Origin of the sequence: Sphingopyxis terrae subsp. terrae NBRC 15098, assembly GCF_001598815.1 — a bacterium.
Lineage (GTDB): Bacteria > Pseudomonadota > Alphaproteobacteria > Sphingomonadales > Sphingomonadaceae > Sphingopyxis > Sphingopyxis terrae.
On record NZ_BCZQ01000029.1, the window covers coordinates 1 to 23,443 of the forward strand.

At 62.3% G+C, this 23,443-nt stretch carries 20 protein-coding genes; 10 read left to right on the forward strand and 10 right to left on the reverse strand.

What is annotated here, in order from left to right; all coding sequences use genetic code 11:
- Nucleotides 1-901: 901 nt before the first annotated feature.
- A complete protein-coding gene (locus STE01S_RS15605; RefSeq protein WP_062769366.1) occupies nt 902-2,341 on the forward strand; it encodes an SIR2 family protein in 1,440 nt (479 codons plus the stop codon).
- A 2-nt stretch (nt 2,342-2,343) separates the two neighbouring features.
- The gene (locus tag STE01S_RS19745; RefSeq protein WP_082813363.1) at nt 2,344-2,817 is read left to right on the forward strand and encodes a TIR domain-containing protein; all 474 of its coding nucleotides are present in this window, start codon (nt 2,344-2,346) and stop codon (nt 2,815-2,817) included.
- Nucleotides 2,818-2,998: 181 nt separating this feature from the next.
- Here STE01S_RS19745 and STE01S_RS15610 read toward each other — a convergent pair whose 3' ends face one another.
- The gene (locus STE01S_RS15610; RefSeq protein WP_162928299.1) at nt 2,999-4,366 is read right to left on the reverse strand and encodes a hypothetical protein; all 1,368 of its coding nucleotides are present in this window, start codon (nt 4,364-4,366) and stop codon (nt 2,999-3,001) included.
- 517 nt (nt 4,367-4,883) lie between these two features.
- Here STE01S_RS15610 and STE01S_RS15615 point away from each other — a divergent pair.
- Complete coding sequence (locus STE01S_RS15615) at nt 4,884-5,372, forward strand: TIR domain-containing protein (RefSeq protein ID WP_062769494.1); 489 nt, start codon at nt 4,884-4,886, stop codon at nt 5,370-5,372.
- Between the two features lie 2 nt (nt 5,373-5,374).
- On the forward strand, nt 5,375-5,887 hold the full coding sequence (locus STE01S_RS15620) for a toll/interleukin-1 receptor domain-containing protein (RefSeq protein ID WP_162928300.1): 513 nt from the start codon (nt 5,375-5,377) through the stop codon (nt 5,885-5,887).
- Between the two features lie 32 nt (nt 5,888-5,919).
- On the opposite strand, the gene STE01S_RS15625 is transcribed toward STE01S_RS15620, so the two are convergent.
- Genes STE01S_RS15625 through STE01S_RS15635 form a run of 3 tightly spaced genes read right to left on the reverse strand, consistent with a single transcriptional unit; the run spans nt 5,920 to nt 10,203 of the window.
- The gene (locus tag STE01S_RS15625; protein ID WP_218016993.1) at nt 5,920-7,071 is read right to left on the reverse strand and encodes a DUF4062 domain-containing protein; all 1,152 of its coding nucleotides are present in this window, start codon (nt 7,069-7,071) and stop codon (nt 5,920-5,922) included.
- Nucleotides 7,072-7,090: 19 nt separating this feature from the next.
- Complete coding sequence (locus tag STE01S_RS15630; RefSeq protein ID WP_062769372.1) at nt 7,091-8,278, reverse strand: ComEC/Rec2 family competence protein; 1,188 nt, start codon at nt 8,276-8,278, stop codon at nt 7,091-7,093.
- Between the two features lie 41 nt (nt 8,279-8,319).
- Nucleotides 8,320-10,203: a S8 family serine peptidase gene (locus tag STE01S_RS15635; RefSeq protein WP_062769375.1), complete on the reverse strand. Its 1,884-nt coding sequence runs from the start codon at nt 10,201-10,203 to the stop codon at nt 8,320-8,322.
- Nucleotides 10,204-10,436: 233 nt separating this feature from the next.
- Between STE01S_RS15635 and STE01S_RS15640 the strand changes: the two genes are divergently transcribed.
- Genes STE01S_RS15640 through STE01S_RS15650 form a run of 3 tightly spaced genes read left to right on the forward strand, consistent with a single transcriptional unit; the run spans nt 10,437 to nt 13,388 of the window.
- The gene (locus STE01S_RS15640; RefSeq protein WP_062769379.1) at nt 10,437-11,534 is read left to right on the forward strand and encodes a DUF2235 domain-containing protein; all 1,098 of its coding nucleotides are present in this window, start codon (nt 10,437-10,439) and stop codon (nt 11,532-11,534) included.
- Between the two features lie 43 nt (nt 11,535-11,577).
- Entirely contained in the window at nt 11,578-12,738 is a 1,161-nt protein-coding gene (locus STE01S_RS15645; RefSeq protein WP_062769382.1) for a toll/interleukin-1 receptor domain-containing protein, read from the forward strand.
- Complete coding sequence (locus STE01S_RS15650; protein WP_062769501.1) at nt 12,738-13,388, forward strand: SLOG domain-containing protein; 651 nt, start codon at nt 12,738-12,740, stop codon at nt 13,386-13,388. The genes STE01S_RS15645 and STE01S_RS15650 overlap by 1 nt, the downstream gene beginning before the upstream one ends.
- A gap of 45 nt (nt 13,389-13,433) precedes the next feature.
- Here STE01S_RS15650 and STE01S_RS15655 read toward each other — a convergent pair whose 3' ends face one another.
- Complete coding sequence (locus STE01S_RS15655; RefSeq protein WP_062769385.1) at nt 13,434-13,928, reverse strand: hypothetical protein; 495 nt, start codon at nt 13,926-13,928, stop codon at nt 13,434-13,436.
- Nucleotides 13,929-13,940: 12 nt separating this feature from the next.
- Nucleotides 13,941-14,897, reverse strand: a complete 957-nt coding sequence (locus tag STE01S_RS15660; protein ID WP_062769388.1) for a toll/interleukin-1 receptor domain-containing protein — start codon at nt 14,895-14,897, stop codon at nt 13,941-13,943.
- A gap of 38 nt (nt 14,898-14,935) precedes the next feature.
- On the opposite strand from STE01S_RS15660, the gene STE01S_RS21030 reads away from it, so the two are divergent.
- Nucleotides 14,936-15,208, forward strand: coding sequence for a cytochrome P460 family protein (locus tag STE01S_RS21030; RefSeq protein WP_409371991.1), 273 nt, complete (start codon nt 14,936-14,938; stop codon nt 15,206-15,208).
- A gap of 226 nt (nt 15,209-15,434) precedes the next feature.
- On the opposite strand, the gene STE01S_RS15665 is transcribed toward STE01S_RS21030, so the two are convergent.
- Together STE01S_RS15665 and STE01S_RS15670 are read right to left on the reverse strand one after the other, a co-directional pair.
- Nucleotides 15,435-17,660, reverse strand: coding sequence for a CaiB/BaiF CoA-transferase family protein (locus STE01S_RS15665; protein WP_062769391.1), 2,226 nt, complete (start codon nt 17,658-17,660; stop codon nt 15,435-15,437).
- Nucleotides 17,657-18,067, reverse strand: coding sequence for a GFA family protein (locus STE01S_RS15670; RefSeq protein ID WP_062769394.1), 411 nt, complete (start codon nt 18,065-18,067; stop codon nt 17,657-17,659). The genes STE01S_RS15665 and STE01S_RS15670 overlap by 4 nt, the downstream gene beginning before the upstream one ends.
- A gap of 111 nt (nt 18,068-18,178) precedes the next feature.
- Here STE01S_RS15670 and STE01S_RS15675 point away from each other — a divergent pair, with 111 nt between their 5' ends.
- Nucleotides 18,179-19,591 (forward strand): aldehyde dehydrogenase family protein, encoded by a 1,413-nt coding sequence (locus STE01S_RS15675; protein WP_062769397.1) that lies wholly within the window; start codon nt 18,179-18,181, stop codon nt 19,589-19,591.
- A gap of 4 nt (nt 19,592-19,595) precedes the next feature.
- Nucleotides 19,596-20,801 (forward strand): acyl-CoA dehydrogenase family protein, encoded by a 1,206-nt coding sequence (locus tag STE01S_RS15680; protein WP_062769400.1) that lies wholly within the window; start codon nt 19,596-19,598, stop codon nt 20,799-20,801.
- On the opposite strand, the gene STE01S_RS15685 is transcribed toward STE01S_RS15680, so the two are convergent.
- Together STE01S_RS15685 and STE01S_RS15690 are read right to left on the reverse strand one after the other, a co-directional pair.
- Nucleotides 20,798-21,802, reverse strand: a complete 1,005-nt coding sequence (locus tag STE01S_RS15685; RefSeq protein ID WP_062769403.1) for an acyl-CoA dehydrogenase family protein — start codon at nt 21,800-21,802, stop codon at nt 20,798-20,800. The genes STE01S_RS15680 and STE01S_RS15685 overlap by 4 nt on opposite strands.
- 1 nt (nt 21,803) lies before the next feature.
- Complete coding sequence (locus STE01S_RS15690; protein ID WP_062769406.1) at nt 21,804-23,420, reverse strand: GMC family oxidoreductase; 1,617 nt, start codon at nt 23,418-23,420, stop codon at nt 21,804-21,806.
- Between the last annotated feature and the right edge of the window lie 23 nt (nt 23,421-23,443).

Consider the following 23,443-nt stretch of genomic DNA (forward strand, 5'->3'; position numbering starts at 1 on the left):
GGCATGGCCGAACTCAACCAACCCATGATCGAGGAGGAAAATCAGCCCCTACACATCACCGCCAAAGCCGCCTGACGATGGCCCACGGCCACAGCCGAAATTACACCACCTTGACGGACGCGACCTGCTGGTCTGGGTAGCCTGAAGCCGACATTCCCTGGGCACACATTTGGTGTAGGTGCCATTTATGTCGGGTCAACGACGTCACAAGAGGCATGTCGGTCCGTCAGATTCCTAAGCCAAGCGTCGAGACGTCGAGCTTCGATGGAATTTGGTCGGGAATGCGCCTTATTCTGTTGAAAAACTATCCACACGGCTTTGGGCGCCTCGACACAAGTAAAAATATTAGCACATTTCTAATTGCTACATAACTTTGGATCGCCAATTGGGTTCTTATTATATGTTTATTACGGAAGAGGCATGGATGAGGTGCGTCGTCCGAGTTTTTCAACAGAATACGCCTAATCGCGGTCATTCGAGAAATCAGCGGGCCTGCCCATAAGCTGTCGTTCGTTTACCCCCGCGAGGATGGCAGCTACGCGCCTGATGTCGGCCGTTCGGCCACGCCGGGCACGTTGCCGAAAGCGGACGCCGAAATGATCATTGCTGAGCGGCATCAATGTTGAACGTACCGGAAAGCCACCTTTCAGGAACACTGACAGAGATCATGGACATACCAAGAAATGAGTTAGCGCGTCAGTTCCGCGCCCCGTGGCTTTGCCACGCCAGGGGTCGTCGGCGTGAAATGAACGTTGCCGTGCTTTTATGCTTGACGCGATGGACACGCCGGTCATGCATAGGCGGGCTTATGAAACCGGAAGTCGGTAACTCAGACCTTGCATTCTCTCTGGCTGAATGATCAAATCGCGGACATCCGCTAGCCACAGGCACTCACTAACAAATGAAGCCAGCTATACGACAGTTTCTTACCGACTATCTTGGCGAGGTCGTGGTTGGCGATGCTGCAGTATTTGCAGGCGCAGGTCTTTCGATCCCTTCCGGTTATGTCGACTGGCGTGAATTGATACGCCCGCTTGCTGAAGAACTTGAACTAAGGATCGACCTTGAAACCGATTTGGTAGGGGTGGCGCAGTTTCACGTCAATGCCAACGGCACCAATCGGGACAGGCTCCACAAGGCTGTTATCGAAGCAATTGCCCCGACCAATCCACCGACAAGAAATCACGAACTCCTCGCGCAGCTACCGATTCGTACTTGGTGGACAACGAATTACGATAAGCTCATTGAAACCGCCCTCCGTAACGCCGGGAAAGTTGTTGATGTAAAAAGCGCGGTACCGCAGCTGGCCACTAGCCGTCCAGGCAAACAAGCTACGCTGTACAAGATGCACGGGGATGTTGATCGGCCTGACGAAGCCGTGGCGACCCGCGATGACTACGAACGTTATCAGACTGATAGAGGTGCTTTCACAAGTGCGCTTGCAGGCGACCTAGTCTCGAAGACGTTTCTTTTTTTGGGATTCAGTTTCACAGATCCGAACTTAAATCATGTACTCTCTCAGGTCAGGCTGACTTTCAAGAGCAATCAACGGCGCCATTACGCGGTCTTCAGGAAGCGTGCGAAACTACCTGAGGAGACAGCCGAGGATTTTAGGCACCACAGCCTTCGTCAAGAGTTGATAATTGAGGATCTCAAACGCTTCAATGTGAAGGTTCTATCAGTTGACGAGTACGATGAAATAACGGAGTTTCTCGAAGAGCTTGTTGCCCGTTACCGCCGTCGAACTGTATTTGTTTCCGCAAGCGCTGCTAACTTTGAACCCTGGGGGAAGGAGGCGGTCACTAAATTCGCCGAGACGCTTGGACGCCAGCTGATTTCAAGCGGGACTCGCCTCGCGACCGGTATCGGCCTAGGCTTCGGCGACGCTTTGCTTTCGGGAGCATTGAGGGAAATCATGCGGTCCGACAGCAGCATTGAGGAAAATTTGGTGCTGCGACCGTTCCCGCAAAGCGGCGATCCAGAAAATCGAACCGCTGTCTGGAAGGAGTACCGCCAGGAAATTACCTCCCACGCCGGAGTCGCCGTCTTCTTGTTCGGGACGAAAGAAGGGGATGACGGGGTGATTTCGGCTCAAGGTATGAAAGAGGAGTTCGAAATTGCGCGAACACAGGGTCTTGCCGTGGTACCGATCGGGGCGACTGGAGGGATGGCGAAAGAGCTTGCAGATTTAGCCCTCGCGGATCCGAGCCAGTTCATTCCTGAACTCGGCGCAGATGGTCCGACACTTATTCAGGGTTTGGCGGAGCATACCGACGATTTGTCCACGCTGATCCAACCAATCATTGCGGTGATCCGTAAGCTTCAGGAAGGCAACTCTTAGTAATGCGCAAAGTGTTTTTTAGCTTCCATTATGGACGCGATGTGCGTCGTATTCAGCAGGTGCGCAATTCGTGGGTTGTGCGCGAACAGGGTGCAGCACAGCCGTTTTATGATGCCGCAGAATTTGAAGATGCCAAGCGCCGGGCGGGTGGGATACAAAAGTGGATAGACGACCAGCTCGCGGGGTGTTCGGTAACCGCAGTCCTGTTTGGGCGTGAGACTTACGGTCGTGAATGGGTCAAGTACGAAATTAAGCGGAGTCACGAGCGCAAGATGGGAATTTTGGCCATCGACATACACAATGTGAAAGATCCACTCAGTGGTGTTGATTTACCCGGCCGCAACCCTCTTGAGCACTGGAAAGTGGGTCAAAGGCCGTTCACTGAATTGTATCATACCTATGACTGGGTAAGAGACGATGGCTACAACAACATAGGCGCGTGGATTGAGCGAGCTGCCCGAAATGCCGGTAGGTAGACTACCTTCACCGCTTATGATCGGCGCGTCAGTGTAGCGGCGGTCTGCACCTTTAGCCGCGACTCTCGCGGCGCTGCGAGCCGACAGTGACGATGAAACCAACTGCCGCCTGTCGGCTCGCCATTACACTCCATGTTTGGCGGAGACTTCCGGTCCTATATAAAATGGGTGTTCGCGATATTCAGATGTCCGCGTCCCAGCCCTCATCCCATGCGCCGTCGACCTGCATCGCAACCATCAAGCGACTGACAACGAGAATAGCCTCTGCAAGGCGGACCGGATCGACGGGGCGTGCGTGCATCGTGGGACGACGGCTTGCGTTGAGGCGCAGAATATCGACGCGTAAATCTTCGAGCCTGCTGAACACGGCCTCGAAGGCCGCGCCCCAGTTGTCGGTGCGTCCGATGATCGAGATCAGGTCGGCGAGATCGACATAGTTGATGAGAGGCAGCGACGCCTCTCCGCTGCGCTGAGCTTCCAGGCGCCGCTCTTTCGCCCGGCGCGCGACGTCGCCGGGGACGCGTTGCTTGAACCATTGGGGTCCTGCGATCGCTTCGAGCTTCTGGGTGATGAACGCTCGAAGCGCCATCTCGAAGCCGTCGATAACGGAGTACGATGCCACTCTTGCCTGGCGGGCTGAAACGCGCATCCGGATCGATCCGGCTTCGACAAAGGCGGTCACCACGCCGGCGCGCGATACTGCGCCCTCAACGACGCCCCCTTCGATCAGGAGCGCGAGCGTTTCGCCGATATTCGTCTCGACGAAGCCCTCGTCGACATCCATGTCGCGATAGACGCGGGCGCGTTCAGCGGGCGAGCGGCGCAGATCGACGTCGCTAAGCGTCGCCGAATTATAACCGCCCATAACGCTGTCAAATGCCGCTCGGCTGGCGAGCGATGCCGGACCCAGGATATCTGTCGCGCCCGCGAACATCGCGAGTTTCGCAGTCGTGCTGCCATAGCCGGCGATCGCGGCTTCGATTTCCCGCTGCAACTTGCGGGCGCTGCCGAAACTGCTCGTCATCTCGGTGATGCGCTTGGCCGCCAGGCCGATCGCATTGATTTCCTTGGAGGCAAGCGCGTTGGACCCGGTTATCGCCTCCATATCCTTCGGCGACAGGCTGCTCAGTCCGTTGGCCCAGTGACGCGAGCGGCCGAGCGCGCTCAATCCGGCAGAATCAAGACCAAGAACCACGCGCTCGGCCGAGGAAAATGCCCCGGAGGAGAGTGACGCCTGAATCTTATCGAAAACGCCCGCGCCCAAACTGCCCTTCGTTCCGCAGAGTCCAGCGCTGATCGCAGCAAGCCGTTCGGCTGTTTCGGTCGCCATGCCGAAAGGCCGTTTAGAGCCGAGGCCGATGCGCTCGATGGCATCTCGCAATGCCTTGTTCTGCTGGGCGAACGGGCCGAAGGGATGCTGAATTTTGAGCGCCTGCTGAATCTCGGACTGCAGGGTGACCGACTTGGTCCCGAAAATGGCGAGCCGATCCATCTTGGCATAATCCGCCCTGATCTGCTCGATCAGCTTGTCGGTTGCCGTGACGGGCAAGCCCATCGCAAGCCGCTTTGCGGGATTGCTGAACAGCGGATCGAGCGCCGCAAGCGCGGTGACGCTTTTTTGGACCTCCGCCGCGCGCCGAACGATGTCGCTTCCTCCAGCCAATTCCTGCGCGCGGCGTGTCAGTTCAATGCTCTTCTTATTCGCGTCGGTCATGCTCGATCCCCGGTATGGTCACGCGCGAATATAGGTCGCATGCGCCCAAGTTCACCTCGCCGCCTTCGAATGAACCGCCACTGAGGATTCCGTGCAACGCCAAGAGGCCAGGCTTCGGATGTCCCGATTGGGGCTGCTGACGCCGACGTGCACGCCATGACTGAGAAGATGGGCGCAGCGACATCCCCGGAAATCATCGGCGTCCGAACTATCTCCCAATCGGATACAATTTGACTTAAAGGTTCCGTTGATGCTGTCGGCGAGCGGTCCATATCGCTATTATCGGCACCTTGAAGGCTGACGCGGATTGCTGCCGCGTCATTCGACGGCGCATAAAAATGGTGGGGGCGACATGGCACGTCGGGTATTTTTCAGTTTTCACTATGCGCGCGATGTGCGCCGCATTCAGCAAGTTCGGCAGAGCTGGGTCGTCAGGCCCGGGGGCGAAGCGCAGCCCTTTTACGACAAGGCCGAGTTCGAGGAAGCGAAGCGGCGTGCGGGCGGTATCGAAAACTGGATCGAGCAGCAGCTCAAGGGCACGTCGGTGACGGTTGTGCTGTTTGGTGCCCAGACCTATGATCGGCCTTGGGTCAAGCACGAGATCAAGCGCAGCTACGAGCTGGGCAAGGGACTGCTCGCGATCGACCTGTTCGGCGTAAAAGACCCGCAGACGGGTATCGATGTGCCGGGGCGCAATCCGCTCGACCACTGGAGCATCGACCGCGGCGGCATCAAAACCGCTTTTTCGAAAATCTATCCGACCTACAGCTGGGTGGGCGACGACGGGTATCACAATATGCCCGCATGGATCGAGGCGGCCGCCAAGGCAGCGGGCCGCTAGCAATGGCAATTGATCTGTCGACGCTTACCGAAGCCTCCACGCGCTTTCGGGTCCATGTCACCAAGGCCATGGTCGAGGAAGCGCGAACCCGAAACGCCAAGACTGTCTTTCTCTGTCACAGCCACAAGGACGAGCAATATGTTAAAGGCTTCGTCCAGCTGCTGAACGATGCCGGGTGGGACGCCTATGTCGACTGGATGGACCACGATATGCCGCCGCATCCAAACCGCAAAACTGCCGAGAATATCCAGCGACGGATCAAGCAATCGACCTATTTCATGTTTCTGGCCACGCCCAACGCCATGAAGTCCCGCTGGTGCCCTTGGGAAATCGGCTATGCTGATGGTGTCAAACCCATTCGCAGCATCCTTGTAGCAACGACGCGCGACAATGCCGGCACGACGCACGGCAGCGAGTATCTGGACCTTTATCGAAAGGTCGATTTTTCGAAGTTCAACCGCTTGGCGGTCTGGGAACCTGGAGAAGAAATGGGCGTGGCCCTCGCATCGATGTAGTATTCGCCGGGGCGGATCGCGCTCAGCCAATACTACCGATGCTTGTTCAAGATGGCCGCAGAGCCCGATTGCTCTTGCTCGCGTGCGATGGCTTTGACGATCCGCCGCCGCGATTGCGCGCAGGCGAGCAGGGCCGCCGCTTCGCCCGATTGGTCGATCCAATCGAAAAAGCGTTGGGCGCTAAAGCGGGTCGTTGTTCGGTCGCGGCAATTCTGCAGAAAGAGGAACTGCACTTTCTGGAGGGGGTCGGCGACATAGACACCGAAGGGCGCCGCCACCACCGTCGCGTCGGGAAAGCCGAGCATCGCGATCGCCTGGCTTTCGGTAGCGCCTTTCTGGCAACCGATCACATGAACGGGGCCCGCCGCGGCTGCGAGCGCCGCCTCATATTCGAAGTCGCGCAAAAACGGTTGGCCGACGAGCTCGCGCGCCGCGGCAATTGTCAAAGCCGCCGGGATCGCGTGGACGGCGAACAGCACGGCTTTTCCCGCGACCGGTAATTCGACGCGGTTTCCCACGCGCTTGCCACCGGGGCGCGCGGCAAAACACTCGGCGAGCGTGTCGACCATTAGCGCCTGGCGATCGCGAAAGTTGAGACTGCTCCACTGCAGCGCCTCGCCGGTGTGGAACTTGCCCTTGCGCGCCTCGCGCACGCCCAAGCGCGCAAGTGATTGAACCGCGTCGAAGACGGCTTCGCGGATCCTCTCAAGCGCGTCGTCGCGGGTTCGTACCGAGCCGCCACGAAAGAAATTCTGTGTCTGAAGATATTCGCGGAACCGCGCATTGCGGGCGATCTGCGAAGGATCTTTAGGATCGTCGGCGATGTCGTGGAGCGCAACGAGGCGAACCTTGCCCGCCGCCGTTGCAACGCCGCGCATCAATTCGGCATGGCAGATGCCGATATCCGATGCTCCCGCCGCCCAGCCGGCGTTACCATTGCTCAGGACAACGACGATGTCGGCTTCGTCAACTTGCGCAAGGCAAATGTCGATCGAATCGCCCGCGGCGTCGTCGGGCGGGGCGTCCTCGTTGATCCAGACATCGAACATCGGTTTCCCGAAGAGGCGCACGGCTTCGAGTTCGCGCTTCGCTGCGCGGCGCAAATCGCTGAGCGGCGACCCGCCCTCGGGAAACGGGTCGTTGCAGCGGCTCGATATCATCACGCGAAGCTTTTTGTCGGGCATCGACGACTCCATGTTGGGATCAGCGGGGTGGCGGATGGCGCACGACGAAATTCTTCTGTTTCGACAAATATGGCGCGATGCCTTGCGTCGCGGGATCGAAAAGGCGGGGCTTGTGCTTCTTCTCCCATTCCTGCGCGCGCACCTTGTCGATGTCGGCGGGGGGATATGTCAGCTCGACGATCGTCTTCGCGTCGGCGCGCGCCGCCGCAAGATATTCGAATGTTTCGCGGTCGGGATTTTCATGCTTGCCGTCGCCCGAAAAGACGTAGTGCTCGGCGGGGAACATCGCAAAGCATTCTGCGCTGTTGTTTCGGTCGCTGCCGTGATGCGGCACCTTGAAAATGTTGACCGATAAGGGTTGCGACTTACTGGCGAGACCGAAGGCTGCGGCCGCTTCCATTATCTTGTCGCCGCGCGCGTCGCCGGTGAGCAGGAATCGCTTCTTTCCCTTTTCGACGAGGAGAACAATGCTCGACAAATTGGCGACCGACGTGTCGGTGAAGCTCGCGAGCAGCGATGCAGGGGTCGCTTGACCCTTGTTCCGCGCCTTGAGCCAGGCTGCGAAATCCTTTCGCAAGGCGTCAAGTTCGGACTTTCGCGGGCCGAGGAGCCGGATCGACAGCCCGTCGATGACGAGCGGCGCGGCGCTATGCGCTTCGATCGTTTTACCCTTAAATCCGGGGTTGATCGCGATGCCGAGCGCCTTGGCCTGGGCAAGCAAATTATAGCCTTGGGCAATGCTCGCAAGCACCATTTCGAGGTCCTCGGCGCCCTCCTTCGCGGCCTCGGGCGCCATGGCGCCGAGACTGGCGATGATGGCATCGCCCGCCCCGGCGAGCGCGGCAACGTCACCGCTTTTGGCGTCGACGAGACTCAGAAAGCTGTTGTGCCACAGGCGATCGACCCGAAAATCGGGCTTATGCGTGCCCCCCTGCGCCGCGATATCGTCGAAGAGCGCCTCGATGCCGTTGATATGGTCATCATCGATGTGGCTAACGATTATGAGGTCGATGACGAGCGGATCGGACTTGCCGATCGCGCCTTCGGCGATCCGCTCCTTGCGTAGTTCGAGCAAGCGCGGCTTGAGCGACTGTTTGTAAACGCCGGCAGGACCGCCGTCGATCAGGATCAGGCGCTTATGTCCATTCTCCTCATGGTGGAGGAGCAGGCAATCGCCCTTGGCGGCAGGCAGGACCTCGAGTTCCATATTTTCCCCCTCTCCCTTTTCGCATCTGCAACCTCACCACCCTAGATTCGCTGCATTGCGCGCAAGATATCGAGCATGCCTGCCCCCTGAAAGCTGCGCTCGCGTCCGAGATCGGTGCAGCTTTCGCACAGGATCGCCTTGATCTCGGCGGCGCGGCCGACGAACTCGGGATTACGCGCCATCAGCATCGCCGCCGCGCCGCTGACGTGCGGCGCGGCCATGCTCGTGCCGCTGAGGGCGTCCTCGCTCGGGCCGGGGATCATGCTCCATATTTTCTCCCCGGGCGCGACCAGATCAGGTTTCTGGCGACCGTCGCCCGTGGGCCCGCGGCTCGAGAAGAAGCTGACGCCATAGCTGTGGGGCGAGGTGCGATGCGTTGCACCGACCGTGATCACCGCCTCGGCGTTGCCCGGGTCGGTGATACTCGATGGCGCGTAGGATTCGAAGGCGCCGCCGTCGCTGAGATGGTAACTTTGAAAGCCGCGATTGCCGGCGGCCGCGACGACGACGACACCCGAAGCAACGAGTTTGCTCGCCTCTTCGCAAACAGGAGTTTGGCCGCACGCATAATTGCGCACATCGTGGTGAATCGACAGGCTGATATTGGCGCCATGAATTTCGGTGTGATAGGATCTTGTGTTGAGATAGCGGATGAACTGCAAGGCGCCGACGAGCGCAAATTCGCTATCGTCGCCGCCTCCGGTCACGACACGGAAATCATAGAGGCGGATGTCGGGACACACCCCGCGCTGCGCAGTCGGTGCCCCGCCTGCGAAGTCGGCCGCATCCCAGCCGCCGCCGATAATCCCCGCGACATGCGTACCGTGGGGGTGCGCCGGCACGCCGGGCGAGGCTTCGAGAACATATTTCTCGGCGCGCATCCAGTCGACAGGCCTGCGCTCGCGTGCGTCCTGCGCGAGCGATAACAGATCCTCGATGACGAAGCCGAGCGACAGACCCGTGCGCTCGGCGAGGAACCGCGCATTGTCGCGGAGGATGTCGCCATCATAAAGATGATCGACCAGCACGGCGCGGCGAAGCTGCGTAAAATCATAGGTGGCAACGACCCGGCTATTTGGCGGATCGCGCAAATCCTTGAAGGCGGGATGGCTCGCATCGATCCCCGTGTCAAGGACCGCCCAAGCAAGCCGCTCGCAGTTCACAGAAAAAAGCGTCGCGGCCGCGTCGCCCTTGATCGCCGGCACCGAGCGGTCGATCGCGAGCTCGACCGGGCGGTTCAGCGATACCGCGAATATATCATAATCGCTGCCTAGGCCGATGGGGCGCAGCCGCACCAGATGCTCGCCAATCTCGCCGGCAAGCGCCGCGATCGCCTCAATGTCGGCGCGGCGATAAAAGTCGGCGGGCGTCCCGATTTCGGCAGCGTCGGCGGCCTCGGCGCCTTCGGCCCATAGCAGCGATGCCAGCACGCGCAGCGTCGCGGCGAGACGTTCGATCCCGGGAGGCGTCTCGATGGTCGCGCTTTCCCAACCGCGTCTGCGGCGCAGCTCGTGCAGTTGCCGCGCGACGCGCTCCTCCACGCCCGCTGCGACACCATCGTCGGCAGCGAGACCAAGCGACCGTGCCCAGCGGGTGAAAGGCAGCAGCGAATAGGCAAGTTCCTTGATGCGCAGGCGGGCCGCCACAAGACCTTCGACGAAGGACAGGCCGTAACCGAGCCGATGGCCGGCGTCGCCGAAGCCGGGGCGCTCGGGCGTATCGTAAAGTCGCGCGGCGATGCGCGCCGCGACAAGCCCGGTGGGCGTGTCGCGATAGGCCTCGACCAGGAGATCGAGCGCTTCGCCTGGCGCCCCGGCATAGCCCGCCCAGACGTCGCTCCGGACCGGCGAATCCTGCACGAGACGCCCATCAGCGTCGGGACCAAGAACGAGGCTGTTGACCACCTCGCGACCCAGAATGATCATGTCCCCTCCCGTCACGGCCGCGCGAGCATCGATGCGGCGCGAACACGCGACACGCCGAACATGCTCGAAGGTGCGAGGGCCGTACCCGGCTGTCAAACATTATCGCATCGGCTTTGGTAAGGATTGCCGGGCCGGGCGCACGCTACCGATAAATAGCATATCGGGGAAGATTGCGCTTTGCAGCGCGCGGCCATGAGCTATCGTGCCGGTCTCGAAAATCAGGGAGAGGGCCTGTGGAGGGCAAGCGGCCGCGTAACGTCATTGTCTGCTGCGACGGCACGTCGAACCAGCCGGCAAAACACCAAACCAATGTCGCACGCCTGGTCTACGCACTCGAAAAGGACATTGAGGCGCAGCATGTCTATTATCAGCCGGGCCTTGGAACGCGCGCGTCGCCCGGTTTCCCGCTTCCCGTCGGCAATTATCTGGCGCGGGTTGGGGGCATGGCGTTCGGCTACGGGATCAAAGACGACCTGCGCGACGCCTATGTGTTCATCATGAACCATTGGCGGCCAGGCGACCAGCTCTTCCTGTTCGGATTCAGCCGCGGCGCCTATACCGTCCGTATCCTCGCTGCCCTGCTCTCCACTTACGGCGTTCCGATGCCCGGCAACGAGGCGCTTCTACCCTATGCGATCAAGATGTTCTGGCGCGCCAATGGGGCCGAAGGCGCAGCGTTCGACACGGTCATGACGCTCGCTAGGCGTTTCAAGGCCAATCTCTCGATGGCCGAATGCAAGCCCCATTTTGTTGGCGTTTGGGATACGGTGAGTTCGGTCGGCTGGATCGGAACACCCGTGGCGCTACCCTATACGGGCGCCAATCCGGATATCGCGCATATCCGGCATGCGATTGCGCTCGACGAGAAGCGGGCCTTTTTCAGGACAAACCGCTTCCGCCCGCACGCCCGGCAGGATTGTGCGGAAATGTGGTTTCCGGGCGATCATTGCGACGTCGGCGGGGGTCATGCCGAATCGGCATCCGGCCTCAGCAAATATTCGCTCCGCTGGATGGCCGACGAAGCCGCGGCGAAAGGGCTTGGCATCGATAAAGACCGCCTTGCCGACATACTCGGCGAGAGCGAGGGGAGCCATTTCACGCCCGCCTCGCCGAAGGCTGAAATTCACCGCATGCCCTTCTATTGGTGGCCGGCAGAATTTCTTCCCAAGAAGCGCTGGGACAACAAGACCCAGCGAACGACACGCCGCCTCAATCTTTTCCGTCGCCGGCGCCCACCGAAAAACGCGCTGATCCACCCAGTCGCGTGGGATATCGACGGCTATGCCGAACGTTATCTTAAGGACTTCCGTCGTCCAGAGGCGCCGCAATGATGCGGTTGGCATGCGTTCCCTTTCGACGCGAGGAGAGACCGCAATGAGCCATTACGAACTCGCCATTCTCGGTTCGCCGACCGAGGCCGAGCGAGCTGCGCTTGTCCGCGCGATTGCCACGCTCGTCGGCGATTTCGGCATGGAGATCGGCCGCGAGCTAATTCTGCACGACGGCGCTAGCGTGGCCGGGCGCAACCCCCGTGCCGCCTTCGTTGCTGCCTATTTTGGGGGCGTCCCCGCATGCGATGTTGAAGCGGCGCGGATGCTCGTTGCGCAAAGCGCGCCCGTGGTCCCGACCGTGGGGCCAACCCAGGAATTTGGCGCCTGCATTCCCGATTTCCTCCAGTCGGCAAACGGGCTTCGCCGGCGGGGTGACGACGAAGCGATGCGCGAGCTCGCAGCAGCGCTCCTCGAATGCATCGGCTTGCTTCGTCAGCAGCGGCGCGTCTTTGTGAGCTACCGCCGTACCGAGGCGCGCGCCGCAGCGCTTCAACTCCATGACCTGTTGTCGGCACGCGGGTTCGACGTCTTTCTCGACACGCACGACATCCGTCCCGGCGATCCCTTCCAAGAAGTGCTGTGGCACCGCCTTGTCGATTCGGATGTCATGGTCATGCTCGACACACCGACCTATTTCGAGAGCCGCTGGACCCGGCATGAAATTGGCCGCGCTCGCGCTAAGGAAATCCATGTGCTCCGCGTCATATGGCCAGGGCTCGAGCCGAACCGCATGACGGACCTCGCCGAGACGGTCTATCTCGATGCTAACGAACTGACGGGTTCCGACGGTCCGATCGTCGATACCGCCGCCGATGCGATCTTGCTGCGGGTCGAGGATTTGCGCAGCCGGAGCATCGCCGCGCGCTTCATGTCGATCACTGGCAAGCTCAGGGCCGACATTGTGAAGATTGGGGCCGAGGTGGAGGGAATCGGCGCGCATCGGGCAATCGCGGTGCGCCTGCTCGATCAACGCAAGGTCTGGGCCTATCCGATCGTCGGAATCCCGACCGCTGAAATTTTGAACGATGTGGTTGAAAAGGCGCGGCGCGCCGAGCAGCAGGGCATACCGGTGCTCGTTTACGACCATATTGGAATCCGGCAGGCTTGGACGGCGCATCTGAAGTGGCTCGACGAACAGATTGCGGCCGTGCGCGCGATCAAGGTGTCCGACGCCGGTTGGGAACTGGCCGGATGGGAGGCTTGATGATGGATGCAATTTTCCTGTCCGCCGGCGTCCCCGATCCGCGGCGCGGTCCCGAATATGCCGCAACCGCCGATACGGTGGCGATTACCGCCGCGGTCTCGGCGCTAGTCTATGTCACGCTCGGACGCCGTCCGCTGATTTGGGGCGGCCACCCTGCGATCACCCCGATGATCTGGGTCATAGCCGAAGACTTAGGCCTCGATTACGGACGGTGGGTCGGGCTCTATCAGTCACGCCATTTCGAAGACCAGTTTCCGCAAGACAATGCACGGTTCGGCAATGTCACGCTCACCGACGATATCGCCGGCGATCGCGCGCAAAGCTTGCTGCATATGCGCCGACGGATGTTCAGCGAGCATCGCTTCGCCGCCGCTGTCTTCATCGGCGGCATGGGCGGGATCATCGACGAATATGACTTGTTCCGGGAACTTCAGCCCGAGGCCGCGATCATCCCGGTGGTCTCGACCGGCGGCGCCGCGATCGAAGTCGGCAAGCGGCTCGATGCGCTCGTACCCGATCTCGCTGACGATCCCGACTATGTCGCGCTGTTTCACCGCCACCTCGGGGTTTCGGCCAGGGAGCAGCGTTTCGCCAACCCGGATGCGCAACCGCGCGATATCGAAGCGCGTTATTGGCGGCCGCCGGAATGAACCGCGAGCCGTTCCCGATTTGCACGGCCGACGACAGGGCACGGGTCAGTCCGAACCGCCATATCGCATCAGGATTTTTTCCTCGTCGCCGTCGCCAACCACGAGCGACCAGTCCGAAAAGCCGAGCCATCCATCGGGCAGCGACGTGGCGGCCTGCATGCCGCTGGCGAGGTCGATCGTGGCTCGGCCAATCCCGCGCTCGAACGGAGCGATGACGAAGCACGAATGGCCCGCCACGAGAAGCTGTCCCTTGAAGGACTGCCCTATGTAAGGGCTGGCCGCCGCAGCGACGGGATCCACGCGCACGGCGACGGGGGGCAGCAAGGCGACGGGTTCGCTGTCACTTGGAACCTGAAGAAACGGCCCGCTCTGATCGGGACGGTCGAAAACGAGTTCCCAGCGATCCTGCGACCCGCCATCGCCCGCCGCCGCTCCGACGCAGAGCGCGAGCCAGCGCCCGCCGGCATAATCGGACCGAACATAAAATTGTCCCGGTTTTAGCGCGGCGGGATAAACGACACCGACAATTCCTCGCAGCATCGCTCGATCTCCCTAGTGCTGCAGCGGCCGGATGAAAGCCGCCCAAAACATTTCCGATGCCCCCTCGAAAGTAAGCTTTGCGGCGCGATCACGGCCGACGTTCATACCCATCGCGCGAAGAAAGCAACTTTGATCGTCGGCCTCGACATGGAGGCATTCGCTAAAGCTGTTGGTATCGCTCGTCTGCCCTTCGAGAAAATGAATCGCCCGGCCCAGCATGCCGCCCATGAAAATCGTGCAGCGCGCCGCTGCCGCGCCATCGCGATAAACCGTCGCAAAAAAGCGATCGGCATCGATGCGGCGGATACTCCCCTCAATGCCCTGGTTGCGCGCCCCTAGTTCGTCGAGCGATGTTTCGAAAAACCGCACCATATAATCGAAGGCACCGTGCAGGAACTCATCCTTGTCGCGGTCGGAAAATGTCTTGGCGAGTGCCAGATTACTCGACCGCGGTGCCTCGGGCACGACGGCGCTTCTCTCCAACGGCAAAACCGACCGCATCGCCGGGCTTTCACGTGTTGCCATTTGCGGCGTAAGCGACGCCGCCGCGGTGCGAATGGCGTTGGCAACCTCGAGAAATGCCTGGTCACGGTCAGGCCAAAGCGTCACCGGCTTGCCATCGGTGGGAACGGCAAGGAGCTTGCCGAACGGCGCATGTTTCCAATCGCAGGCCCGTAGAATGACGGGAAGCACCACGGCTTCGCCTGCTTCGTGGCGCTCTATCGCGCGCATCATCTCGACTTCGTAGCAATAATCCGAGGCGAGAAAATCAGGGCTCACGAGCAGGAGAAGGATATCATCCCGTTCGACATGCGCGCCGATGACCTTGTCGAACGCGGTTCCCGGCTCGATCTTGCGATCATGCCATGTCTCGATGATGCCCTGACGTTGGAGCATCGCCAGTTGCGTCTGCAACTCGTCGCGCAACGCCTCGTCGCGATGGGAATAGGAAAAGAACAGCGTCGCCACGTGCAAAACTCCTTTCCCTGACCTTTAGCGTTCCGCATCTGTTCCAACAAGCAGGATATAAAAACCACCATTCCAGTTCACGAGAAGTGCGTGCGTCGGAAACTAGCAATCAGGGACGCGACAAAACCGCGTTCGGAATTATCGTCGACGGATCGACCCTTGTGAAGCTGGCGTGGAATCGCACGCCCTCGGCCGAACTAGCGTCCGCCACAGTGGCCGGCCCCGCGACTACGGTGCTAATCATGGTCAGGGACAGCAAACGCTTCACCAAATCCCGAGGCTTGGGGTTCGGACGATTTCTCAGCTGCTAGCCTGCCGATGAGGCCCAGCACCGAGCCCGCTCCGCCATCACGATGCTAAGGTGTCCGACCGGGACTGGGTGTTTACTCGCTATAGTGAATGGTCAGAGCGTCGATGTTGATGTGGCCCCGGGCGGATCGTTGTCATCTGTCGCTGGCCACGCGTCTACGAGCGCAGACGTCCGCTTTACGCGACCGCTGCCCTGAAACCCGCCAGTCCAAAATCGGCCGAAGCTGCCTAACTTGTGGGGCGACCAGCGCTTGCAGCATTCTCTTTGAGGAAAGTCTCAATTGTCGAGCAGGTTGCCGACGTAGTTGGTTGCAGTATGCCGATGTCCTCCAACGTCCTGGCTTTTTGGGAACTCAGCGGGATCCACGTATCGATAACTTCTGTGGTGTGTTCGCCTGCCAATGGAGCAGGATCACCAAGCGGGGCTGGAAGGTTGCGATACTGAGCCGCGTTACGTTCCGACAGGACCGGCTCAGGGAGGTAGGGGTGTCGATCGACGCGAAAGCTCGCGCGCTCGTTACAGTAAGGGAAGTCCGGCAAATCTGCGACCCGAAGCATCGGGGCGGCGGCGATGCCGATCGCCTGCAGGGCCCGCGCGGCATCCATGGGCGAACGCTTGCCGGCCCACTCCTCGATGGAAGAACCGCTCAGCAGGGCGTCGAGGCGCGGCGAAGGGCCGTCGGGCAGGGTGAGCACGCACCATTCGTCGTCACCAAACGCGCGCACCGCCAACGAGCGGCTGACGAGTTGCGGTGCTTCGTTTGCCATCAGCGATTCGGCAAACTGCCCGAGCATCACTTCGGCCTGCGACACGCTTGCGGTGCCACCGCGCCCGGTCCGCAGACGCCGGATCAGCAACGCGGTCGCGCCCAGCGCGCTGATCCGACCCGCCACATGGTCGGGATAGACGGTGACCGCGTCGCTATAACTGTTGGCGTCGTCCAAATAACGCCACATCCCCGTCAGCCCGGTCGCCGCACGGACCAGTGGGCCATAGCCAAGCCGCTTCGCCCACGGCCCAGTCGGGCCGAAGGCCGAGCTGTCGGCCATGACGAGCCGCGGATTCGCCGCGGCCAGCACATCGGCGCCAAGGCCGAGCGCGTCCAGCGTCCCGGGCTTGAAGTTCGAAAGCAGCACATCCGCCTGCCGCACCAGATCGAGGAAGAGTGCGCGCCCCTCCTCCTGCCGCAGGTCGAGGCCGAGGCTTCGCTTGTTCCGGTGTCCTGCGGCGAAACTCGCCGACAGGCCGTAGGGGAGGTAGGATTGCCGCGACCCGTCGGGAAAGGCCGCGCTCTCGACCTTCACGACATCGGCGCCGCCGTCCGCGAACATCCTTCCCGCTTCGGCGCCGACGACGATGACGCCAAGGTCGAGTACCTTCAGCCCCTCGAACGGCCGGTCGAGCACTTCGTCGCCGACCACAAGTGCAGGCGTGTCGCCCGCGGCGCCAACCGGCCCCATGCGCGCGCCGTCGATCGTCAGCACTCCGTTCGGCAGCCTCAGACGCCGACCATCGGCCAGCGCGACCTCGGTCAGCGCGCCGCGGGTCGCGACCTGTTCGCTCGCCGCAAATTCCTCGAAGCTCAAGAGCGCCGTGATCGGCACGCCATGCGCCTGACCTTCGGCTTCCAGCGCGGCGCGTTCGCGCGGCGCAAAGAAGGCCGCGAGCGCAGCCTGCAGTTCTACCGATTGTTGCCGCGTACTGATCTTTGCAAACTCGGGCCCGTCAAAGGCTGCGGGCTCGCCCATCCAGCGGAACATGCCCTGCCACTGGCGCGGCGCGAGCAGGCAGATGCGGACCTGACCGTCGACGCAGGGGAAGATCGGATATTGCGTGCCCTTCGCAGGCCGATCGCGCGATAGCAGATGGACGGGCCGTCCCATCGTCGCGCTGCCGTTTATTCCATAGCCGGGATCGAGAGCCTGCATCGCACCGTCGAGCGCCGAGAAATCGATGCAGTCGCCAACACCCGAGCGCAGAGCCTTGAAGCAGGAGGCCAGCACGACATAGGCGCCCTGCGCGGCGGCGCATTGCCAGGCGAGTTCGCCCGGCGGCAATAGCGGCGCGCGGCCGCGAATGCCCGAGCGCGACAGGCTGCCCGACAGTGCATGCAGCACCGCATCGCTCGCCCGCCAGTCGCTGAAGCTGTTACCGGTTCCGAACGGGCTAACCTCCATCAGCACCAGCGCCGGATTGGCAACGGCGAGCGCGTCATAGTCGAATGCAGCGGGCGGCGCGACGATGATATCCGCCCCGGCAAGTGCGTCCCGATCGACCGGTCCCGCGCGAAAAGTCTTCCCCGCATTCGCCGCGATATCCGCGGCATCGCCGGTCGCCGGAACATGGCGGTCCACGCGGGCGCCCAGTTCGGCCAGATAGCGCGTGATCGGTGCCAACGGGCCTTCGACCAGATCGACGACACGCAGCCCCGCCAGCGGCCGGTCGACGCTCATCCGGGATTGCGCGGGAATTGCGGCAGGTCCGTGGGAATTTCGACCCACGGCAGCGCCGACGACGTCCACACGTGGATCGCGGGGGTGAATTGTCCTGGATCGTCGGCGGTCCCCGCCTTGACGATCGCGACCTTGGGCGAGGCAGCAGAAAGCGAACGGATGGGCGATCCGCAAGTCGCGCAGAATTGCCGCAGCACAGGCTGGCCGCTTTCGGTGTCGGGATCTTCCCATGTCGTCAGGTCGCCCGACACATGCATCGCGTCATCAAGCACCACGACATTGACCGAAAAGGCGCTGCCCGACTGACGGCGGCAGTTCGTGCAATGGCACACCGCGACGGTAATCGGATCGCCGGCGAGGCGGTATCGCACCGCGCCGCAATTGCATCCGCCCTCGATCTCGCTCATCACTCTCTCCCGCATCTTTGCTGTTGCGCTTTTATCTAATGACATTAGTTTACGGAGTCGGCAACAGACAATCGGTCGGCATCAAGCTGGCGGCAAGAGGTGGAGAGGCGAATGAGCGAGACTTTCGCGATGACGATCGATGGCTGCGCGGTGGAGTCCGCACGGACGATCGATGTGCGCAACCCCGCAACGGGTGAGATATTCGCCGCCGCGCCCGATGCCTCGGCCGCCGACCTTGATGCTGCGGTTGCTGCAGCCGCGCGCGCCTTTCCGGCCTGGCGCGACACGCCGATCGCGGACCGCAAAGCTGCGCTCGCTGCGGCTGCAGACGCCATCGAGGCGCATGCTGACGAACTCGCGTCGCTATTCGTGAAAGAGCAGGGGCGCCCGCTTCCCGGTGCCAAAATGGAAATCCTCGGCGCCGCGATGTGGATGAAGGCGACGACGATGCTCGACATCCCCGTCGACGTCACCGAGGACAGCGACAGCCGGCGGATCGAGGTGCACCATGTCCCGCTCGGCGTCGTCTGCGGCATCGTGCCGTGGAATTTTCCCGTGCTGCTTGCCGCCTGGAAAATCGGTCCGGCGCTGATGGCGGGCAACACGCTGGTGCTCAAACCCTCGCCCTTCACGCCGCTTTGCACGCTCAGGATCGGCGAGCTGATCCGCGACGCTTTCCCCCCGGGCGTCGTCAACATCATCAGCGGCGGCGATGCACTGGGCCCGCTGATGACCGCACATCCGGGCTTTGCGAAGATCAGCTTCACGGGCTCGACCGCGACCGGGCGCCGCGTGATGGAATCGGCGGCCAGGGACCTCAAGCGCATCACGCTCGAACTCGGCGGCAATGACGCTGCCATCATACTCCCCGACGTCGATGTCGACGCGGTCGCCGAGCAGTTGTTCGAAGGCGCCTTCCACAACACGGCGCAGGTCTGCGTTGCGACGAAGCGCCTCTATATCCACGCCGATATTTACGACCGTCTGCGCGACCGCCTCCACCAGCTCGCGAAGGAGCTTCCTGTCGGTGATGGTGCCGAGCAGGGTAGTCGCTACGGCCCCATTCAGAACGAGCCGCAATATCGCCGCGTCCTTGCGCTCCTCGACGATGCCCGTGCAAATGGGCTGACTCTGCTCGAAGGCGGCGCGGTGCCCGATCGCGGCTATTTCGTCCCCCTGACGCTGGTCGACAATCCGCCAGAGGACAGCCGGGTCGTGGTCGAGGAAGCCTTCGGTCCCGTGCTCCCGTTGCTGAAGTTCACCGATATCGACGATGTCGTCGCGCGCGCCAACGACAGCGACTATGGTCTCGCCGGCGCGGTCTGGTCGGCCGACGTCGAGGCTGCCACCGCGATCGCGCACCGGCTCGACACCGGCACCGTCTGGATCAATCAGAATCTCCAGTCGACGCCCTTCACCCCGCTCGCGGGGGCGAAACAGTCGGGCTTCGGGCAGGAGAATGGCGTGCCCGGTCTGCTCGAATTCACCCGCCCCAAGGCGATCTTCATCCCGAAGGCAGCTTGACGCGATGCGCCTCAGCGCGAAAGACGAGGCGTTTCGCGAAGAGGTTTGTGCTTTCTTCGCGGCCGAACTGACCCCCGAGTTGCGCCGGGCGGGCAAGTTGATGACGTCGGTCTATGCCGACCATGCGTCGCAAATGGCGTGGCAGGAAAAGCTCCATGCCAAGGGCTGGGCGGCGCCCGCCTGGCCGGTCGAGCATGGCGGCTGCGACTGGAGCGTCGTCCAGCACCATATTTTCGCAAGCGAACGCGTTCGAGCGGGCGCGCCGCCGGTGTCGCCGATGGGGATCAAGATGTGCGGTCCCGCGATCATCGGTTTCGGCACCGACGAACAGAAGAACTTCTTTTTACCGCGCATGCTCAACGGCGAGCATTTCTGGTGCCAGGGCTATTCCGAGCCTGGCGCGGGATCGGATCTTGCGGCGCTGCAGATGAAGGCGGTGCGCGATGGCGACGACCTTGTCTGCACGGGGACGAAAATCTGGACGACGCACGCGAACGTCGCGAACTGGATCTTCTGTCTCGTCCGCACGACAAGGACCGATCGCAAGCAGCAGGGGATCACCTTCCTGCTGATCGACATGACCTCACCGGGGATCGAGGTGCGCCCGATCATCATGGCGTCGGGCGAGCATATCCAGAACCAGATCTTTTTCGACAATGTCCGCGTTCCGGTCGCCAATGTCCTGGGCGAAATCGACAAGGGCTGGACCGTCGCCAAATATCTGCTCGAATTCGAACGCGGCGGTAGCGCCTATGCGCCCGAGATCGAGGTTGCGCTCGATGAGCTTGCGCAGCAAATTGCTGCGCAGCCGGCGGGCTCAGCGCGTAGCTTGCTTGAGGGGCGCATCGCCGAGGCGCGCATCCGCTGCGACATTCTCGGCCGGCTCGAAAGCGATATCCTGTCGCGCCTGTCGGTGGGCGCGCCGACCGGGGCCGATGCGTCGATGATGAAGATCCTCGGGACCGAGTTGAACCAGCGCGTGACCGAACTCGCACTCGAGGCGGCGGGGCCGCTCGCGCGTGCGTTTCAGCCCGGCGTCGCAATGCCCGGCGGGCCGATCCCTGGCCATGCCTTCGACGATTATTGCAGCGGAGAGGTGTGGCAGGCGATCGCGCCGCTTCACTATCTCAACGAGCGTGCAAGCAGCATCTACGCGGGGACGAATGAGATCCAGCGCGGGATTTTGGCGAAGGCGGAGCTGGGGATTTAGGCGCGCGCCATGTAGCGCGCGAGATGTTCGTCGCGCGTGCCATATTCGCTTTCGATCACCGTCAGCCGCTTGAACAGCGCCGACACGGGAAGTTCTTCGGTCATGCCCATGCCGCCGTGCAACTGCACCGCATTCTGACCGACGAAGCGGCCGGCGTCGGCGATCGTGACCTTCGCAGCGCCGATCGCCTTCGCACGTTCGGCCGGATCGAGATCGAGTGCGTCGGCCGCGAGTGCCGCAGCCGCAGCGGCGCGGCGTGCCTCGATATGCATGTCGACGAGCCGGTGCTGGACGACCTGAAAGCTCGAGATGGATTTCCCGAACTGTTCGCGCTGGACGCAATAATCGCGGGTATCGCTGACGAGCCGCGCCATGCTCGCGGCGGCTTCGGCCGCGATGGCGGCGGCGCCAAGATCGAGGATATCGGCAATATCCTCGGGCTCGACCCCCAGCCGGGCGTCGGTCGGCACGGTCACGTCGTCGAGCAGCAAGTCGGCGGCGCGGCGCCCGTCGATCGTCGGATAGGCCTTCATCGCCAGCGCCTTGCGTTCGATCAGGAAGGCGGCGAGACCGTCGTCGGTCGCAGCGGTGACGATCACCGCATCGGCCTCGGCGGCGCCGATGGACAGCAGCTTGCCACCCGACAGGCGCCAGCCGGCGGCGTCAATCGCCGCGCGCGCGGGTTCGCGGTCGTCGAGCGATGCGAGGGCCAGCTTCGCTTCGCCCGCCGCGACGCGCGGCAGCCAGCGCGCCGCCGCATCGCCGCGCGCGCGGTCGAGCAGCGTACCGGCGAGCAGCACGCATTCAAGATAGGGCAGGGGGATTGCCCTCGGCCCGAGGACCTCCAGCACCGCAAAGCCTTCGCGCGGTGGCAGGCCGAGGCCGCCATGCGCTTCCGCGAAAGGCAGGCCAAGCACGCCCGCATCTGCGAGCGCCTGCCAGCCGTCGTCGCCGGATTTCAGCCGGTCGAACCGCGCAGCGAGGGCGTCTTGCAATTCCATCTCAGCCAGCCTTCGCTTGCGGCGCGTCGCGCAGAATGATGTCGGCGGCGCGCCAGGCCATCGCCATCGTCGGACCATTGGTGTTGCCCGACGGTATCACCGGCATCACCGACGTGTCGATGATGCGAAGCCCTTGGGTGCCGCGGACGCGCAGCGCCGGATCGACGACCGACGCCTCATCCTTGCCCATCCGGCAGCTTCCGACCGCATGATAGCCGCAGGTACCGAAACGGTCATAGGCGTCCATGATTTCGGCATCGCTGGCGAACGCTGGCCCGGGCATCGTCTCCTCGGCAATCATTCCGGCGAGCGGCGCCTGTCGTGCATAGTCGCGCATCACGCGCACCGCGCCGATCATCGCTGCGCGATCCTCTTCGGTCGCCCGGTAATTGGGCCTGAAGCTCGCAGCGGCATCGGGGTCGCGCGTCGCGATATGGATGCTGCCGCGCGATGTCGGGCGCAGCGGATAGATGACCGCGTTCATGCCGGGATGTTTTTCGAGTTGCGTGCGCTGTGTCGCCATGTCGAAGCTGAAGGGTGCGATCAGCATCTGCGCGTCGGGACGGTTGAGCCCCGGCCGCGTCTTGAACCAGCCGCCGATCTCATAAGCCGCCGCCGACATCGGGCCGTCGCCGGTAAGATAATATTTGAGCGTCGCGAGCAGCAGGCGCCAGCCGCCGAAGACGCGGTTTTGCGACAGCGCCTCTTGGGTGAGCTTCCATTGCATGATGATGCCGCGGTGTTCGATCAATCCTTCGCCGACTTCCGGGCTGTGGTGGACGAGCGGGATGCCCAGGGCGGCAAGCCGGTCGCGGTCGCCGATCCCCGATCGCTCAAGGATCGCCGGGCTCGCCATTGCGCCGCCGCAGATGATGACTTCATGCGCCGCGTCGATCGTTTCGCGCTGGCCGTCGTGAATGACTTCGACGCCAACAGCGCGCGTGCTATCGAAAATCACGCGATCGACGGTGCGGTCGGTCAAGACGGTCAGGTTGGGGCGCTTCTCGGCGGGGCGAAGAAAGGCCTGCGCCGCGCTTTGGCGCTTGCCCCTGAAGATTGTGCGCGGGGCATAGCCGATCGCCACCTGATCATCGGGGGCGTTGATGTCGGCCTTTTTCGTCCAGCCCATCGCTTCGCCTGCCGCGACTTGCGCGTCGCTTATCGGTAGACGCTGTGTCGGCATCGAGATCTTCATCGGTCCCGCATGCCCACGCGTTTCGGCACCACCAAGCTCGTGATTTTCGAACGCGCGATAGGCCGCCCCGATATGCGTCCAGCTCCAGTCTTCGCTCGATTTTTCGGCGATTGCGTCGAAATCTGCGGGCTGGCCGCGGACGTACATCATGCCGTTGACCGATGACGACCCGCCGAGCACGCGCCCGCGCACCCAGGCTTCGGACTGACCCGCCGTCGATGCCTCGGGCTCGCTCATATGGACCCACAGATGTTTGGGATCCTGCATCACCTTGGCGAGGCCCTTGGGCATCGCGATGAACGGATGGCGGTCACGCGGCCCCGCTTCGATTAGCGCGACTCTGATCGCCGGATTCTCCGACAATCGATAGGCAAGGACGCATCCGGCCGCCCCGGCACCGCAGATGATATAGTCGAAGCCCATCCTCTTATCCCTCGATTCCGGCC

Coding starts and splice junctions, on each gene's coding strand:
- STE01S_RS15605 (WP_062769366.1), top strand. CDS start 902: ATGAAGCCAGCTATACGACAGTTTCTTACCGACTATCTTGGCGAGGTC.
- STE01S_RS19745 (WP_082813363.1), top strand. CDS start 2,344: ATGCGCAAAGTGTTTTTTAGCTTCCATTATGGACGCGATGTGCGTCGT.
- STE01S_RS15615 (WP_062769494.1), top strand. CDS start 4,884: ATGGCACGTCGGGTATTTTTCAGTTTTCACTATGCGCGCGATGTGCGC.
- STE01S_RS15620 (WP_162928300.1), top strand. CDS start 5,375: ATGGCAATTGATCTGTCGACGCTTACCGAAGCCTCCACGCGCTTTCGG.
- STE01S_RS15625 (WP_218016993.1), bottom strand. CDS start 7,071: ATGCCCGACAAAAAGCTTCGCGTGATGATATCGAGCCGCTGCAACGAC.
- STE01S_RS15630 (WP_062769372.1), bottom strand. CDS start 8,278: ATGGAACTCGAGGTCCTGCCTGCCGCCAAGGGCGATTGCCTGCTCCTC.
- STE01S_RS15635 (WP_062769375.1), bottom strand. CDS start 10,203: ATGATCATTCTGGGTCGCGAGGTGGTCAACAGCCTCGTTCTTGGTCCC.
- STE01S_RS15645 (WP_062769382.1), top strand. CDS start 11,578: ATGAGCCATTACGAACTCGCCATTCTCGGTTCGCCGACCGAGGCCGAG.
- STE01S_RS15650 (WP_062769501.1), top strand. CDS start 12,738: ATGATGGATGCAATTTTCCTGTCCGCCGGCGTCCCCGATCCGCGGCGC.
- STE01S_RS15655 (WP_062769385.1), bottom strand. CDS start 13,928: ATGCTGCGAGGAATTGTCGGTGTCGTTTATCCCGCCGCGCTAAAACCG.
- STE01S_RS15665 (WP_062769391.1), bottom strand. CDS start 17,660: ATGAGCGTCGACCGGCCGCTGGCGGGGCTGCGTGTCGTCGATCTGGTC.
- STE01S_RS15670 (WP_062769394.1), bottom strand. CDS start 18,067: ATGAGCGAGATCGAGGGCGGATGCAATTGCGGCGCGGTGCGATACCGC.
- STE01S_RS15675 (WP_062769397.1), top strand. CDS start 18,179: ATGAGCGAGACTTTCGCGATGACGATCGATGGCTGCGCGGTGGAGTCC.
- STE01S_RS15680 (WP_062769400.1), top strand. CDS start 19,596: ATGCGCCTCAGCGCGAAAGACGAGGCGTTTCGCGAAGAGGTTTGTGCT.
- STE01S_RS15685 (WP_062769403.1), bottom strand. CDS start 21,802: ATGGAATTGCAAGACGCCCTCGCTGCGCGGTTCGACCGGCTGAAATCC.
- STE01S_RS15690 (WP_062769406.1), bottom strand. CDS start 23,420: ATGGGCTTCGACTATATCATCTGCGGTGCCGGGGCGGCCGGATGCGTC.